The following is a 16,436-nucleotide window of genomic DNA, read 5'->3' as shown; positions in this document are numbered from 1 at the left end:
GGCAGAATCCGCATGCGGACGGTCATGAGCCGTCGGTAACGGAGCAGGGAGGAAGTACGGTGTCGGAACGTCAGGTGACGGGTGAGGTCGACGGGGCCGGTGCGCCAGTGGTGCTGGCGCAAGAGCGCCGGTTGCGCCGCGACCTGGGGTTCTGGGGGCTCACCGCGATCGGGTTCTCCAACATCGTCGGGTCCGGCTGGCTGTTCGCCGCCCTGTACGCGGCGCAGACGGCGGGCCCCGCCTCGCTGCTGTCCTGGATCGGCGCGGGGCTGCTGTGCGCGCTGGTCGCCCTGGTCATGGTGGAGCTGGGCGCGTCGCGGCCCGAGGGCGGCGGCACGGTCCGCTGGCCGCTGTTCGCCAACGGACGGCTGGTCGGCACACTGGTGGGCTGGTCGGTGCTGCTCTCGGTGGGCGGCACCGCGGCCGAGATCAGCGCGATCATGCAGTACGCCGCGCACTATGTGCCGGGCCTCTACAGCGGCCACACCCTGACCCTGGCCGGGGTCGGTGTCGCCGCCGCGCTCAGTGTGGTCCTGACGGCGCTGAACTGGTACGCGGTGCGGATGTTCGCGCGGCTGAACAACCTGATCACGGTGTTCAAGATCGCGGTCCCGGTGATCACCGTGATCGCGCTCATCGCCTCCGGCTGGCACGAAGGGCGCCTGACCGACCACGGCGGCTTCGCCCCGTATGGTTACGCCGCCTGCCTGACCGCGCTGGCCGGCGGTGGCATCGTCTACTCGGTCAACGGGTTCCAGGCGCCGCTGGACTTCTCGGGCGAGGCCCGCAACCCCCGTAAGACGATCCCCGCGGCCGTCCTGACCGGCATCGCCCTGGCGGTCGCCATGTATCTCGCCCTCCAGGTGGCGTTCCTCTTCACCGTCCCCGAGAACCTGCTCGGCGGCGGCTGGAAGGGCGTGTCCTTCGAGTCCCCCTTCGGGCAGCTGGCGCTGATCCTCAACCTGCACTGGCTGTCCAGCCTGCTGTACGCGGACGCGGTGATCTCCCCCGGCGGCTCCGCGTACGTGGGTGTGGCGATCAACGCCCGGCACACCTACGCGCTCGCGAAGAACCGCACCCTGCCCCGCTTCTTCATGGCGGTCAACGAGCGGTTCGGTGTGCCGCGCCGGGCGCTGGTGCTCAACCTCGCGGTGATCGTGATCTTCCTGCTGCCGTTCGGGGGCTGGCAGGACATCGTCAGCGTGATGGGCAACATGTATCTGCTGATCTACGGGGCGTCCGCGGTCGCCGCGGCGGTCTTCCTCGCCGACCCCGGGAGCAGAACGTCGGGCTGGGTGCCGGGCCTGCGCTGGATCGCGCCGGTGAGTTTCGTGGTGGCCAGCGAGTTCGTGTACTGGTCGGGCTGGCACAACCTGCGGCTGGCGCTGCCGCTGGTCCTCGCCGGGCTGCTGATCTTCCTGGCGATGCGGCGCTCCGGTGACGGCGCGGCGGACGCCGTGGGCGACCGGGACGGCGCCGGGCGGCGGCTGCCCCTGCTCGCCGAACTGCGCACCGGTGCCTGGCTGGTGGCGTACCTGGCGGTGCTGCCCCTGCTGTCCTGGCTGGGCAGCTTCGAGGGCTCCGGTCTGCTGCCCGCTCCGTACGACTCGCTGATCGTGGCGGCCTTCGCGCTCGCGGTCTTCTTCTGGGCCGTACGGTCCGGCGTCCGGCACCTGGCGGAGTCCCGGACCGCCGCCGTGTGAGGACCGGTACCGGCCGCCCGCCGCGGCCGGTACGCCCGGCCGGTTCCGTGTACGAGGTGGCCTCGGGTCCGTACCGGGGGAAGTATTCCGTATGGACGTTCCCTTGTACCTGGAACCGCGGTTGGAGTCCCGGCTGGCTTCCCTGCTGCGCGCAAGGACGTTTCTCCATATGCTCGCCGGCGGGCTCGGGTCGCCGCTGAACGTGGTGTTACCGGACCGGATCGCCGAGAACCTCGCCGCCTTTCGGGCCGTCTACCGCCGCCACCACCTCGGCGGCGTCATCCACTTCGCGCACAAGGCGAACCGGTCCAGCGCCCTGGTGCGGCGGCTCGCCGCCACCGACGCGGGGATGGACGTGGCGTCGCTCGGCGAGCTCCAGCACGCGCTGGGGTCCGGGTTCGCACCGGACCGCATCCTGGCGACCGGGCCGAAGAACACGGAATTCCTGTGGCTGGCGGCCCGCTCCGGCACCGCCGTCCACATCGACAGCCCGGGGGAACTGGACGCGCTCGCCGCGCTCGTACGGGACCACGGCCTCCCCCGCGTCCGCATCCTGCTGCGGCTCTCCGGCTTCCGTGCCCCCGGCGTCAGGCTGCTCACCCGGCAGAGCCGCTTCGGTACGGCCGAAGGCGACCTGGACGGCCTGCTCAAGTCGGTCGAACGGCACGGTGACGCGGTGGAGCTGACCGGGGTGGGCTACCACCTCGACACCACCAGCCCGGCCGAGAAGGCGGTCGCCCTCGAAGGGTGCGTCAAGGCCCTGGACACCTGCCGCGCCCGGGGCTTCACGCCGCGTGCCGTGGACATCGGCGGCGGCTTCGGCACGGATTACCTCGCCGACGGCGGGCAGTGGCAGCGCTACACCACCGAGCTGACCAACGCCGCGCTGGGCACCCGCCCGCCCATGACCTGGCGCCGCCACACCTACGGCCTGCGCAACGAGAACGGCACCCTGCGCGGTGCCCTGGCCCTGTACCCGGCCCACCGCCCGACCGCCGGCGCCCAGTACCTCGACGCCCTCCTGTCGCTCCCCGCCCCCTCGCTGGGCCGCCCGCTGGCCACCCTGCTGCTGGAGAACCTGTACGAGCTGCACACCGAGCCGGGCCGGGCGCTGGTGGACCAGTGCGGGGTCACCCTGGCGCGGGTGCTGGAGGTACGCCGTACACAAGCCACCGAGGGCGAGCCCGCTAGTTGCGACCGCGCGTCTCTCGACCACCTCCTCGTGCGTCTGGACGCGAACGCCGACGACATCGGGCTGGAGGAGCACGGCGTCCTCGTCGACCCCGTCCTCGTACCGCGCGACGCGCGGCCGGGCCCGGACAGCGGCCCCGTGGCGGTCTACCTCGCGGGCAACCTGTGCCTGGAGGCCGACATGATCACCCGGCGCGCGGTCCACCTGCCGGCCGCGCCGCGCCCCGGCGACCTGCTGGCGTTCGCCAACACCGCCGGATACTGCATGGACTTCAGCGCCGACGAGGCGCAGCAGCAGCCCGTCGCCCGCAAGGTCGCCGTATGGCAGGAGGGGGCGGCGGACGGACCCGGCCAGGAGGACGCGCCCTGGCACTGGTGCCTGGACGAGCAGTACTGGCCGCACCTATCACGCCGGACGAAAGGGACTGCATGAGGTTCGAGCGCATCACCGACGCCATCGGCAACACCCCGCTCGTACGCATCGATCCGTCCGTCCACGGCCTGCGCACCATCGATCTGTACGCGAAACTGGAGATGCTCAACCCGTTCGGTTCGGTCAAGGACCGGGCGGCCTGGAACATGGCGCGGCCGGGCCTGGCCACGGCCGCCGACGAGGGCCGTACCGTCGTCGAGCTGTCCAGCGGCAACACGGCCAAGGCGCTGGCCGTGCTCGCCGGGATGCACGGGGTGCCCTTCAAGACCGTCACGAACCGCATGCGCATCCCGGAGGTCAAGGACCTCCTCCTGCTGCTGGGCGCGGAGGTCGAGGAGCTGCCGGGGCAGACCGAATGCCTCGACCCGACCAACACCGACGACCCGCTCACTCAGTTCCACCAGGCGCTCACCGCGCCGGGCGGCGCCTACCTGTACACCGACCAGTACTACAACGACCGCAACACGCAGGCGCACGTGGAGGGCACCGGGCCGGAGATCGTCAAGGACCTGGACGGCCGGGCCCCGGACTGGTTCATCGCCTGTGTGGGCACGGCCGGCTCGTCCACCGGGGTCGCCCGGGTGCTGCGCGAACACGATCCGCGGGTGGGCGTGGTCGGGCTGGTGTCGCACAAGGCGGACTTCGTGCCCGGCATCCGCACCATCGACGAGGTGCAGGAGGTCGGCCTGTTCGACCCGGGCACCTACGACACCATCGCGTCCGTCACCGCCGACGAGGCGCTCGACGGCATGCTGACGCTGGCCCGGCGGTGCGGCATCCTGGCCGGTCCGACCAGCGGGGCCGCGTACTTCGGCGCCGTACGGCATCTGCGCGAGCTGGATGCCGCACCGGTGCCCGATCCGGACCCGGACCGGCCGGCGGAGCGCCGGACCGCCGTGTTCATCGTGTGCGACCGCATCGAAAGCTATCTCGGTTACGTACGCCAGCGCCGTCCCGAGCTGCTGGGCCGGCCGCCGCAGCCGAACTCCCCCGCCACGCTGACCGACGCCGAGGTGCGCGCGGCGCCGGACATCGGCGTCGAGGACGCCGTGCGATGGCTCGACCGGGACCGGCCGCTCGTCGTGGACCTGCGGAGCCCGTTCGCCTACGCCGCGCTGCACATCGCCGGGTCCGTCAACATCGTCGACGAGCTCTTCGGCGAACTGGTCCGCGGCGGGCTGCCGTTCAGCAAGAGCAGCCCGGTCCTGCTGGCCTGTCCGGTCGGCGAGCAGTCCGCCCGGTACGCCGCGCTGCTCACCCGGATGGGCCATCCGGACGTGCGCAGCCTGCGCGGCGGGATCATCGCCTGGCGCGACGCGGGCGCTCCGCTGGTACGGGAGTGACGGCCGATGACCACGATGGACGTCCCCGCCACCGCGGCCCTGGAGGAGCTGCGCGACTGGCACACCGCCGTCCGCGCCCAGTTCCCGATCATCACCGGTGCCCCGCATCTGGCCTACCTGGACAACGCCGCCACGACGCAGAAGCCGCAGGCGGTGCTGGACGCCGTGCTGCACTACCTCACCACCGGCAACGCCAACGCCGGGCGCGGCACGTACACCTGGGCCAACCGGACCACGGCGCTGGTCGAGGAGACCCGGCAGCGGATCAAGGAATTCCTCGGCGACCCGGCGCCGGAGCGCTCCGGGGTGCACTTCGTCAGCGGGGCGACGGCGGGGCTGCGGGCCGTCGCGCGGGACTGGCTGGCCGGTCATCTGGCGGACGGCGACGAGATCGTGGTCCCGCTCGCGGATCACCAGGCGAACATCGTCCCGTGGCTGGAGGTACGGGACCTGCTCGCGCGGCAGGGCCTGCGCATCCGGGTCCGCCCGATGCCGTACCAGGCCGGGTCCGGCGACTACGACCCGGAGGCGCTGGCCGGGCTGGCCGGGCCGCGGACCCGCTTCGTGGCGGTCACCCACGTCCACCATGTCTACGGCGGCGACATGAACGTCCACCGCATCCGCCGTGCGGTCGGTCCCGACGTGCCGATCTGCCTGGACGCGGCCCAGAGCGTCGGCCACATCCCCGTGTCGCTGGCGGACCTGGACGTGGACTTCGCCGTCTTCTCCGGGCACAAGGCCCTGGCGCTGCCCGGCTCCGGCGCCGTGTGGGCCCGTAACGCGCGGGGCCCGGTCTTCGAGCCGGGCGGGTGGGACGGCAGCCCGAACACCACCGGCATCCGCAGTCTGCGGGCCGCCTTCGACTGGCTGGACGCCGTCGGCACCGACCGCGTCGAGCGGTGGACCACCGCCCTGGCCGCCCGGCTGACCGAGGGCTTGCGCCGGCTGCCCGCGTACGAGGTGCTGGGGTGCCGGCGCAGCCTGGCGGCCGACGCGGACGTCCAGCGGCGCCAGGGCATCGTCACCTTCCGGCACCACGCCATCGCCTCGGGCGACCTGGGCTTCGCGCTGTTCGACCACGGCTTCATGGTCCGCTCGGACAGCCTGTGCCAGGGCAGCGGGGGCGAGCGGCAGCACTCGGTCCGGGTGAGCCTGCACGCCTACAACGCGCCGGAGGAGGTCGACCGGCTGCTGGACGTCCTGGCGTCGTGTGCCTGACCCCTTTGGAGTGACAGAACGCGTTTGGAAACCGTTTTCACCTGTAGGTTGAGAACCACTTCGGCCAACAGGTGCGAGACGGTGAAGGTGACGCGACCGGATGGGACTGAGTGTGGCCACGGCCGCGCGGTGGGTGCGGCGGTGGGAACGGCAGCAGCAGCGGTACGCGATCGACCGTGAGGAGCGCTTCACGGTCATCGCGGACGCCGTGGAGAAAGTGACGGCACATCAGGGACGGGCTCTCGTGGCGGACTTGGGGTGCGGGCCCGGGTCACTGGCCGCGCGCCTCGCCCGGCGGCTGCCCGGAGCGGACATCGTGGCCGTGGACAAGGACCCCGTCCTGCTCGCGCTCGGGCAGGCCCACCACGGCGACGCGGTGCGCTTCGTCGAGGCGCCGGTCGGCGCGCCCGGCTGGACCCGTGCGCTGGGCCTGGACCGCCCGCTCGACGCGGCCGTGTCCTCGACGGCGCTGCACTGCCTCGCGCCGGACGCGCTGCGCCGCGCGTACCAGGATCTCGCCGGCCTGCTGCGGCCCGGCGGCGTGCTGGTCAACAGCGACCGGTTCCGGGGTCCGGCGGGCGACCGGGCCGCGGAGGTCGCCGTACAGGTCGGGCTGCGGCGGGCCGAACGGCAGCGGACGGCCTGCCGCGAGGACTGGGCCTCCTGGTGGGCCGCTGCCGCCGCCGACCCGGAGCTGGCCGACCCCTTCACCGCCCGCCGCGCCCGGCACACCCCGCACCACGTGCACAACGGCCTGCCGCTGAGCCACCACATACGGCTGCTGCGCCGGTCCGGCTTCCGGCACGCCGCGCCGGTCTGGCAGTTCGGCGAGGACGCGGTGCTGGTCGCGGTGCGGTAGCGGGCGCGGACGCGGTCCTTACGGGCCGTGGGGCGGCGGGGCCGGTCAGGTCTGGGCGCCGATGATGTGGAAGAGGGTCCCCTCGGGGTCGCGCAGCTCGGCCACCGGCCCCTGCGAGGTGCGTTCCGCCTTGGACTCCACCCGGCCGCCGAGCTTCTTGGCCGTCTCGACGGCCTCCTCGACGTCCGGCACCTGGAAGTGGATGTTCCAGCGCGGCCGTACCTGCGGGTCGGCCGCCGCCTCGATCGCGCCGCCGTAGAGCCCCACCGCGTCCCGGCCCTCGAAGCTGAGCACCACCCGCTCGTTCTCCCAGCGCACGTCGAAGGGGGTGGCGGTGTCCTCCTCGCTGAGCCACTCGAAGAGGTCGCCGTAGAAGCGCGCCGCGTCGAACGCGTCGCGGGTGCGCAGTTCCACCCAGACCGGTGCGCCGGGGCCGGCCGGCTGCAGGTCGGTCTGCGGGGTGTTCTCGCGGCACTCCCACAGGCCGAAGCGCGCGCCGGCGGGGTCGGCGGCCAGCGCCAGCCGGCCGGCGTCGAAGTCCAGCGGGCCGATGGCGACCGTGCCACCGCGTTCGCGGACCCCGTTGGCCGCGTCGTCCGCGTTGCGGGTACCGAAGTACGTGGTCCACGAGTTGGGCAGCTCGGTGTGGCGGGCGGCCGCGCTCAGCCCTGCCACCGCCGTGTCGCCGGCCATCGCCCGTACGTACGGGCCCCACCGGTCCGGTCCGGCCTCGAACCGCCAGCCCAGCAGCGGTCCGTAGAAACGCGTCGCGACGTCGAGGTCCCCCGTCAGGAGGGTGGCCCACGACGGCACCCCGGGAACGAACGTCATCTGGCAGTCGCCCATGTAAAGCCGGCCCTTCTCCACCTTTGTGTCCAAAAACTGCTACTGCGGTCCTACCAGGAAAGGCAGGACCGCATGTCATCTCAGCGGCTCATGCCGCGACCGAACTGGCGGGCGCCTCCGGGCCGGCGCCGTCGGCCTGCTCGCGAATGCGGGCGCAGGTCCGCTTGATGAGGCGGCACACGTGCATCTGGGACAGCCCCAGTTCCTCGCCGATACGGCTCTGTGTCATATCGCAGAAGAAGCGCATGTACAGAATACGGCGCTCTCGCTCCGGCAGGCCGCGCAGGCCGTCGCGCACCGTTTCCCTGGCCAGGACCAGTTCGTACTGCGGCTCGGTGAAGCCGATGCTGTCGCGGAGCGCGAAATCGTCGTCGGCGCCCGGCCGCTCGGCGTCCAGGGAAAGGGTCTTGTAGCTTTCGATGGCCTCCAGGCCGAGGATGACGTCCTCGGTGGAGAGCCGGGTGCGTTCGGCGATCTCGGGGACGGTCGGGAAACGGCTGTCGGAGGCCGCCGCCAGTTCGCGTACGGCGAGCCGTACGGTATTGCGCAGTTCCTGGACGCGGCGCGGTACGTGCACGCCCCAGGTGCAGTCCCGGAAATGCCGCTTGACCTCGCCGACGATGGTGGGGATGGCGTAACTCTCGAATGCGCTGCCACGCTCCGGGCGGTACCCGCTGATGGCCTTCACCAAGCCCAGTGCGGCGACCTGTTTCAGATCGTCCATGCTTTCCCCGCGGTCCCGGAAGCGCAGGGCGAGACGTACGGCCATCGGCAGCCAGGAACGTGTCAGTTCGTCCCGCAGCCGCCTTTTCTCCAGGCCCTCGGGCAGTTCTGCCATACGCGCGAAAACGGCGTTCGTCTCCGCCGCGTCGGGCGTGTCCGGAAAGGCTCGCCGACGTCGCGACGGAGCCGTGACGGCTGTGCTCACGGGATCCACTCTCCCAACGGACGCGGGGGCTGGGCGTCGTCACCGAGACGGTGGAAGCACACCGAGCGGACAGCACACAGCTCCCCGGACGCCCGGCGTGACCAGGCATTCGGCACACGCCCAACGTCTGCATCATGAGCATAGGACGATTCGGGCCGCCCCGCCCCCGGAGAGGTCACGCGTCGCCACAACCCCTTCACCGACCGGCGCGAAACGCATGTTTGGGTAACCGGCCGGGCGGTTACCCAGCCCGGCGGAGCACCGTCGCGGATGCGGGACGCGACGTGCGCGAAATCGCCGTGCGGGCGTCAGCACGTTTCGCACGTACAGGGCAGACAAGGAGCAGGAATCCGATGGCCGACCCGAAGCAAGAACAGCGTGACCGCTTCCGCGCCGAAGACCCGGCCTCCGGGCCGATGACGACCGACCAGGGCGTAACGGTCGACCACACCGACGATTCCCTCCAGGCCGGTGAGCGCGGCCCCACTCTGATGGAGGACTTCCACTTCCGGGAGAAGATCACCCGCTTCGACCACGAGCGCATCCCGGAACGTGTGGTGCATGCCCGCGGCGCGGGTGCGTACGGTTACTTCCAGCCGTACCAGTCGTGTGCGGAATTCACCCGCGCGGCGTTTCTCCAGGACCCGTCGGTGAAGACTCCGGTGTTCGTCCGGTTCTCCACCGTGCAGGGGCCGCGGGGCTCCGCGGACACGGTGCGTGACGTCCGCGGATTCGCCACGAAGTTCTACACATCGGAGGGCAATTACGACCTGGTGGGGAACAATTTCCCGGTCTTCTTCATCCAGGACGGCATCAAGTTCCCCGACTTCGTGCACGCGGTGAAACCGGAGCCGCACAACGACATCCCGACGGGTGCCTCCGCGCACGACACGCTGTGGGATTTCGTCTCGCTCCAGCCGGAGACACTGCACACGATCATGTGGCTGATGTCCGACCGGGCCATCCCGCGCAGCTACCGGATGATGCAGGGCTTCGGCGTGCACACCTTCCGGTTCGTCAACGCGCGGGGTCAGGGCACCTTCGTGAAATTCCACTGGAAGCCGAAGCTGGGCGTGCACTCCCTGGTGTGGGACGAGGCCCAGGAGGCCCAGGGCCGGGACCCGGACTTCAACCGCCGCGACCTGTGGGACACCATCGAGGCCGGCGCGTACCCCGAGTGGGAGCTGGGTGTGCAGCTCGTACCGGAGTCCGAGGAGCACGACTTCGACTTCGACCTGCTGGACGCCACCAAGATCATTCCGGAGGAGCAGGTCCCGGTACAGCCGATCGGGCGGATGGTGCTCAACCGCAACCCCGACAACTTCTTCGCCGAGACCGAGCAGGTCGCGTTCCACACGGCGAACGTCGTGCCGGGCATCGACTTCACCAACGACCCGCTGCTCCAGGCCCGCAACTTCTCCTACCTGGACACCCAGCTGCTGCGCCTGGGCGGCCCGAACTTCGCGCAGATCCCGGTGAACCGCCCGGTCGCCCCGGTCCGCAACAACCAGCGCGACGGCTTCCACCAGGACGAGATCCACCGGGGCACCAACTACTTCCCGAACTCCCTCGGCGGCGGCTGCCCCGCCCTGGCCGACCCCGACGACCCGGCCTTCCGGCACTACACCGAGCGCGTGGACGGCCGCAAGATCCGCCGCCGCAGCCCCAGCTTCGCGGACCACTACACCCAGACGGCGATGTTCTGGCACAGCATGGCCGACTGGGAGCAGAAGCACATCGTCGACGCCTTCCGCTTCGAGCTGGGCAAGGTGGGCGCCAAGGAGGTCCGGGCCCGTACCGTCGAGCAGCTGTCGTACGTCGACCACGCGCTGGCCGTCGCGGTCGCCGAGGGCATCGGCGTACCCGCGCCGCAGGAGCGCCCGAACACGCCGCAGCCCACCCCCTCCCCCGCGCTGAGCCTTGAGAACAACCGCGGGGACGGTTCGATCAGCACCCGCCAGATCGCGGTCCTGGTCTCCGACGGCGTGGACGCAGCGCAGACCATCGCGGTCCGCGACGCGCTGACCGAAGGCGGCGCGATCGTGGAGCTGATCGCCCCCCAGGACGGCACCGTCCAGGACAAGGACGGCAGCACCCTGGCCGTGGACCGGGCGCTGCCCACGGTCGCCTCGGTGCTCTACGACGCGGTGCTGCTGCCCCCGGGTGGCCTGGACTCCGGCAACGCGGCGGCCGACGACGCGGCCCTGCGGTTCGTCCGCAGCGCCTACCGACACGGCAAGCCGATCGGCGCCCTGGGCGCGAGCGTGGACAAGCTGGCCGACATGCTGCCGGACGAGCTGCGCACAGCTGCCGAGGGCGACTCGACCGTCACCGAGTCCGGCATCGTCACCGACCGCCTGTCGGCCGGCGCGACGGCCCAGGACTTCACCGGCGCCTTCACCGAGGCGGTGGCCGCCCACCGGCACTGGAGCCGTCCGGCGCTGCCCAGCTGAGTCCGGGAACCGCACAACAGACCACGGGTCGGGCCCGCAGGATTCCTGCGGGCCCGGCCCCGCCCCGTTCCGGACCCGAGAGAAAGGACCACCCGATGGGAAACAACCCCAAGCACACCGACTCCGCCGCCGACGAACTGGTCAAGGAGTTCGAGGACGCCGAGCTGGACGTCACGGAGGAGCCGGACGAGGACGAGCGGGTCGGGAAGGAGGGGGACACCTTTTCCACGAATCTGGAGGAGCAGCAGAATGCGGCGGGTCACCCCAAGGGCGAGCCCGCCGATGAGGGCCGGTAGGACCGTGCCCGGTGGGCGTCGGTGATCCGGGTGCGCTGGGCCGGGTCGGTGGCCAGGTCGGCGGCGGTGCGGGCCAGGGCCAGGGCTGCGTCCAGTACGGCGCGGTCGGCCTGCTCGCCGACGGCCGCGGCGGCGAACTCGGCCGTGTGCGGGCGGGCCGCGCAGCCCAGACCGATGGTGGGGTGGATGGCGGGCAGGGCGTGGCTGACGTTGCCCATGTCGGTGGACGCGCCGATGGAGGCGGCGGGCTCGGGCGTACGGCCGAGGGCCCGTACGTGCCGGGCGTAGGTGTCGCCGAGCCAGGCGTCCTGCCGCAGGTCGGCGTAGGCGGCGGCCGGTTCGGTCAGCGACAGCTCGCAGCCGGTGGCCACCGCGCCCGCCTCGAAGCAGGCCCGTACGCGCGGCCACAGCGCCTCCAGTTCGTCCAGGGTGTCGGCGCGCAGCTGCCAGCTGACGCGGGCCAGCGCGGGAATGACGTTGGTGCGGTCCCCGCCGTGCGTGACGATGCCGTGCATCCGTACGCCGTCGGGGAGTTGCTGACGCAGCAGGGCCAGCGCGGTCTGCGCGATCACGCACGCGTCGGCCGCGTTCACGCCGTCGTACGGGGCGATGGCCGCGTGCGCGGCGCGGCCCCGGTACTCCGCCTGCACCCCGCGCGAGGCCCGGGACGTACCGCCGAAGTCGTCCGCCGGGCCGGGGTGGACCATCATCGCGAACGACACGTCGTCAAAGGCCCCGGCCCTCAGCAGATGCACCTTGCCGCCGCCGCTCTCCTCCGCGGGCGTGCCCAGCGCCTTCACCCGTAGCCCGAGGTCGTCGGCGACCGCCGCCAGCGCGATGGCGGCGCCCGCGCCCGCGGCGGCGATCAGGTGGTGACCGCAGGCGTGGCCGAGGTCCGGCAGCGCGTCGTACTCCAGGCACAGCCCCACGGTCAGGTCCGCGCCGGAGGGGCCCGCGGTGGCGGTGAAGGCGGTCGGCAGCCCGGCCGTCCCGCGTTCCACCGTGAGGCCCGCGTCCGCCAGCAGCGTGGTGAGGGCATCCGCCGCGTGGTGTTCGTTGAACGCGGTCTCCGGGTGGGCGTGCAGGTCACGGGCGAGGTGCAGCAGTCGCCCGGCGACGGCGTCGAGCCGGGCGCGGAGCGCGTCGTCGGGCGCGTGGGCGGATACGGGGGCGGTACGGGCCACGGTGAACCTCCCTGTCGGTGACGTTCGGCCCCCAGCTTCGCAGGCACCCGGTGCCTCCGGACTCCCCGCTGCTCTCCGGAGAACCACCGCCCTCACCCGTACGGCACCGGGACCGCCTCCCCCTGATGCGCCGCGCGCCTTCTGGGGCGGACGCGCCGCGGCGCCCGGTGTGCGCCCGGTTTCCGCGACCGGGCGCGGAACGTGCGCCCTGTCCGGCCGGTGCGCCCGCTCCTAGCCTGCGAGCGTGGGCCACAGGAGGATGAACGAAAGGAAGGTCGAGTTGACGCGACGGTCTGCACCCAGGCCGAGTCCCAGCCGGTCGAGGTGATCCCAGCCCTATGGCTCCACCCGACCCGCTCGGCCCTGTCTGCCGGGGCGGCCCTGGACCCGACGGCCGGCCCCGGCGGAAGGAGCGGCCCGCCACCCGTCGCACGCTCCCGCAGTCGCCGCCTCCGGCGCCCTCCCGCGCATGACGAAAACCGGTGCCCCGGGCAGCGAGGGGAAAACTGCCCGGCGCACCGGTCTCCGGCCTGAGGGCCCGCCTACTGGTGCTGGGTGGGCGTGCTCCAGCGGAGGATGGCGCCGAGGCCGCCCGCGGGGGCTTCGGCGGGGTCGCGTACGACGACGGCCTCGGCTCCGGTGGCGGCGGCCGAGCGGAGCAGCGCGTCGTCCGCGCGCGCCGCGGACGGGTTCGTCTCACCCAGGTACTGGAGTTCGGTGCCCCGGACCGCGAGCTGGTCGGGGTCGGCGCCCACCCAGACCTCGCGGCCGGCGTCGGCGCTGCCCGGTGTGAGGATCAGGGTGTCGATGCGGTGTTCGCGCGCCGCCTCGATGAGGGCCGGTACGCCGGACGCGGCGTACGCGGGGTCGGTGCCGCCGACGTCGGCGCCCGCCCGGAAGCGGTTCAGCACGTCCGTGACGTGGTCGTGCTCGAAGGCCGCGCGGACGTGGGTGATGTCGCGGTCGAGCCTGGTGCTGTCGGCGCCGGCCGCCCGGCCGCCGTGGTCGCTCTCGTAGGTCACCGTACGCAGCGGCTCCGGAAGCTTGTCGTGGACCGAGCGGCGTTCGCGCGGGTCGCCGGCCAGGAGCATGACCTGGGCGCCGCAGCTCTCGAAGACCCGCTGGGCGGCCTCGGCGATCTCGCCGGCGTTCTGCTCCCAGGTGTTCTCGACCGCGGTCTGGAAGTGCCGTTCGGACCAGTCGGCCGTCGCGGTGCGGTGGATCGGCCAGTCCAGGCCCTCGACATTACCGGCGTCCAGGGCGCCCTGGTCGCTGTGCAGCGCGAAGTCGGCTCCCTCCCGGTCCACGTACACGACCAGGCACCGTACGTCGTCCGCCGCGGCCTCGGCCCACGGGGTGATCCGGGGCAGCGGGGACCAGCTCGCGAACGACCGGGCGGGCCGGCCGGAGAGCGGCGCGTCGAGGACGACCTCGCCGCCGGTGGCGAAGACCGCCCGTCCGGACAGGTCGGCCGGTTCGCCGTCGGCCCGTGCGTTCGCCAGGGTCGCGCGCACCGCGTCGCACGTGGCCCGGTCGGCGCCCTGCTCCGCGAGCTGTCTGGCCGCCGCGTCCGCCGAGAGTTCCCGCTGCTTGGCCGCGTCCTCGGTGCTGTGCGGGATTTCGGCGTACACGGAAGCCCAGGGGCCCGGCCGGTCGATGATCGGTTGAAGGAGCGAGAGGTGCATGGCGCTTCCTCCTCGGAATTCGCGGGTCGCCGACTGACGGTCGTGACAGCCTTGACGTGATGTCTTGATGGTGTGCCGGGTGCCCGGTTCTCAGCAGTTTCAACGTGTACGGACGGTTTTCCTGTGGTCCGTGTGGTCCCGGGGCCACCGCCCGGCCCGTCCGCACGCGTGCCCGCTCACCGCGCCGTCATGCCACGCCGCCACGGGACCGATCGCCCCTTCACCCTTTCCTCGCGGGTTCCGGACGGCTTTCCCCTCCACTGTCGGCCCTCGGGCCGAAGGGCGCACCCCGGAGCGCGCCCGTCCCCCGCCACGAACCTAGGCGCGGCCCTCAGCGGCTGGCGGCGGCGCCCTCCCGTACCGCCCGGCCACCGTCCAGCTCCAGCGTGCGCCCGCGGAACCCGCGGCGGAAGCGGCGGTCGTGGGAGACCACGACCACCGCACCGCGATAGGCCGCGACCGCCTGCTCCAGCTCCTCGACGAGGCCGAGGGAGATGTGGTTGGTCGGATCGTCCAAAACGAGCAGGTCGGCGGGGCGGGTGACCAGGCGCGCCAGCTCCAGCCTGCGCCGCTGGCCCACGGACAGGGCCGTCACCGGCACCGCCAGGTCGTCCTCCCGGAACAGCCCGAGCGACAGCAGCACGGGCGCGTGCTCTTCGGGCGGGCCGGGCAGCCCGGCCGCGAAGGCGGCCAGCAGGGACCGCCGGGGCGGCGCGGCGGACAGCTCCTGCGCCAGGTAGCCCGTACGGGCCGGGCGGCGCGCGGTGCCCGTGTCGGGGCGCAGGTCACCGGCCAGCACGCGCAGCAGCGTCGTCTTGCCGGCGCCGTTCGGGCCGGTCACGAGCAGGCGCTCGCCCGGCGCGACGGTCAGCCCGTCGAGGCGCAGGCGGTCGCCGACGGTGATGCCGGCCAGTTCGGCGAGAGGGCGTCCGTGTGCGCGGGCCCGTCCGAGTACGTGGTCAGCTCCGCGCTGAACCGGAGCGGTACGGGAGGCGGCGGTACCGGGTCGCGCCGGAGCCGGGCCAGCCGCTGCCCGGCCGCCCTGACCTGACCGGACAGCTTCGCCTCATGGGAGCGGCGGTGCTTGCCGAAGCCTTCGCGGGGGTCCTTGCCGGTACCGGCCAGGCGCCGGTCGGCCGATTCCGCCAGCTCGGCGGTCCTGGCGACCTCCGCGCGCCACTCCTCGTGGTCCTGCGCCCAGCGGCGGCGGGCCGCGGCCTTCGCCGTGCGGTAGCCCTGCCAGCCGTCGCCGTACCGCGTGACGGTGCGCAGGTCGCGGTCGACTTCGAGGATGTCGGAGGTGACCGCTTCGAGCAGCTCCCGGTCGTGGGTGACGAGGACCACCGTGCCGCGGTGGGCCTTCAGGTGGGCCTCCAGCCAGGCGGTGGCCCGCTGGTCGAGGTGGTTGGTCGGCTCGTCCAGCAGAAGCAGTTCGGGGGCCGCGGCCAGGACGCAGGCCAGCGACAGCCGCGACCGCTCGCCGCCGGAGAGCGAGCCGAGCAGCCGGTCGCGGGTGAGGTGTGCCAGGCCGAGGCCGTGCAGCGCGGCGTCCACGCGGGCGTCCGCCCGGTAGCCGTCGCGCTCCTCGTACGCGGTCAACAGCTCGCCGTACGCGTCGAGTTCGTCCGGTGTGGCGGTGGCCAGGGCGGCTTCGGCGGCCCGTATCCGGGCTTCGAGGCCGCGCAGTTCGGCGAGGGCGGTGTCGACGGCGTCCTGGACGGTGCCGCGCGGGTCGAGGTCCGCCGTCTGGCCGAGGTGGCCGACACCGCCGGGAAAGGACACGGTGATCTCGCCCGCGTCGGGCTCCACGTCCCCGGCCAGCAGCCGGAGCAGGGTGGACTTGCCGGAGCCGTTGTCCCCGATGACGCCGGCCTTGTCGCCGGGGCGCACGGTCAGCGACACCCGCTCCAGCACGGTGCGGTCACCGAAGGCGACGGAAACGTCCTTCATGGTCAATTGGGCGCGATGGCGCACGGGAAATCCCTGGGTACGTCATGGCCGCGCCGTGCGCTGTCGGGCACGGGGGCCGGATTCCGATAAGAGGCCGGGAACGCAGCACGGCGGAGGGCTCGGCTGCGGGGAGAAAGTGACCGCGGAAGCGGCGCGGCGGCGCGGATGTCGTCGCGCGGGCAGGCGCCGTTCGTACGGTGGGACGGCCGGGGCCGGCCGTCCGCGGTCACGCCCGGTCTCAGAGGAAGTAGTACCAGGAAGCCATGTGGCCACTGTAGCCGACGGGCACGGCGGGCGAACGGGAATTACCGCGCCGCGGAGCGGTCACCGGATGTTGTCCGCCGATC

The 16,436-nt window shown here is 72.6% G+C and carries 11 protein-coding genes and 1 pseudogene; 7 read left to right on the top strand and 5 right to left on the bottom strand.

The features are described from left to right. The first annotated feature begins 59 nt into the window (after positions 1 to 59). The 5 genes from CP984_RS36130 to CP984_RS36110 all read left to right on the top strand — a co-directional run bounded on the left by CP984_RS36130 (position 60) and on the right by CP984_RS36110 (position 6,747). Entirely contained in the window at positions 60 to 1,703 is a 1,644-nt protein-coding gene (locus CP984_RS36130) for an APC family permease (protein WP_003982364.1), read from the top strand. A gap of 91 nt (positions 1,704 to 1,794) precedes the next feature. Then, complete coding sequence (locus CP984_RS36125) at positions 1,795 to 3,327, top strand: type III PLP-dependent enzyme domain-containing protein (protein ID WP_032920867.1); 1,533 nt, start codon at positions 1,795 to 1,797, stop codon at positions 3,325 to 3,327. Next, positions 3,324 to 4,670 (top strand): pyridoxal-phosphate dependent enzyme, encoded by a 1,347-nt coding sequence (locus CP984_RS36120; protein WP_003982362.1) that lies wholly within the window; start codon positions 3,324 to 3,326, stop codon positions 4,668 to 4,670. Before CP984_RS36125 ends, CP984_RS36120 begins: the two co-directional genes overlap by 4 nt. 6 nt (positions 4,671 to 4,676) lie before the next feature. After that, on the top strand, positions 4,677 to 5,888 hold the full coding sequence (locus CP984_RS36115; protein ID WP_003982361.1) for an aminotransferase class V-fold PLP-dependent enzyme: 1,212 nt from the start codon (positions 4,677 to 4,679) through the stop codon (positions 5,886 to 5,888). Positions 5,889 to 5,988: 100 nt separating this feature from the next. Continuing rightward, positions 5,989 to 6,747, top strand: a complete 759-nt coding sequence (locus CP984_RS36110; protein ID WP_003982360.1) for a class I SAM-dependent methyltransferase — start codon at positions 5,989 to 5,991, stop codon at positions 6,745 to 6,747. Between the two features lie 45 nt (positions 6,748 to 6,792). Here CP984_RS36110 and CP984_RS36105 read toward each other — a convergent pair whose 3' ends face one another. Together CP984_RS36105 and CP984_RS36100 are read right to left on the bottom strand one after the other, a co-directional pair. Then, positions 6,793 to 7,626 carry a VOC family protein gene (locus tag CP984_RS36105; RefSeq protein ID WP_226048739.1) on the bottom strand — a complete coding sequence of 278 codons (834 nt, stop codon included), beginning with the start codon at positions 7,624 to 7,626 and terminating at the stop codon, positions 6,793 to 6,795. Between the two features lie 55 nt (positions 7,627 to 7,681). Continuing rightward, positions 7,682 to 8,431, bottom strand: coding sequence for a SigB/SigF/SigG family RNA polymerase sigma factor (locus CP984_RS36100; RefSeq protein WP_003982358.1), 750 nt, complete (start codon positions 8,429 to 8,431; stop codon positions 7,682 to 7,684). Between the two features lie 443 nt (positions 8,432 to 8,874). Here CP984_RS36100 and CP984_RS36095 point away from each other — a divergent pair, with 443 nt between their 5' ends. Further along, positions 8,875 to 10,974, top strand: a complete 2,100-nt coding sequence (locus CP984_RS36095; RefSeq protein WP_003982357.1) for a catalase — start codon at positions 8,875 to 8,877, stop codon at positions 10,972 to 10,974. 95 nt (positions 10,975 to 11,069) lie between these two features. Then, entirely contained in the window at positions 11,070 to 11,270 is a 201-nt protein-coding gene (locus CP984_RS36090) for a hypothetical protein (protein WP_003982356.1), read from the top strand. On the opposite strand, the gene CP984_RS36085 is transcribed toward CP984_RS36090, so the two are convergent. The 3 genes and pseudogenes from CP984_RS36085 to abc-f all read right to left on the bottom strand — a co-directional run bounded on the left by CP984_RS36085 (position 11,234) and on the right by abc-f (position 16,089). Then, on the bottom strand, positions 11,234 to 12,454 hold the full coding sequence (locus tag CP984_RS36085) for an amidohydrolase (RefSeq protein WP_003982355.1): 1,221 nt from the start codon (positions 12,452 to 12,454) through the stop codon (positions 11,234 to 11,236). The genes CP984_RS36090 and CP984_RS36085 overlap by 37 nt on opposite strands. A 542-nt stretch (positions 12,455 to 12,996) precedes the next feature. After that, positions 12,997 to 14,139 (bottom strand): baeRF2 domain-containing protein, encoded by a 1,143-nt coding sequence (locus CP984_RS36080; RefSeq protein ID WP_003982354.1) that lies wholly within the window; start codon positions 14,137 to 14,139, stop codon positions 12,997 to 12,999. A 331-nt stretch (positions 14,140 to 14,470) separates the two neighbouring features. Beyond that, positions 14,471 to 16,089: pseudogene (abc-f, locus tag CP984_RS36075) on the bottom strand (ribosomal protection-like ABC-F family protein). Between the last annotated feature and the right edge of the window lie 347 nt (positions 16,090 to 16,436).

It is taken from the genome of Streptomyces rimosus (assembly GCF_008704655.1).
GTDB lineage: Bacteria > Actinomycetota > Actinomycetes > Streptomycetales > Streptomycetaceae > Streptomyces > Streptomyces rimosus.
This window is presented reverse-complemented; position numbering and strand designations above follow the sequence as displayed.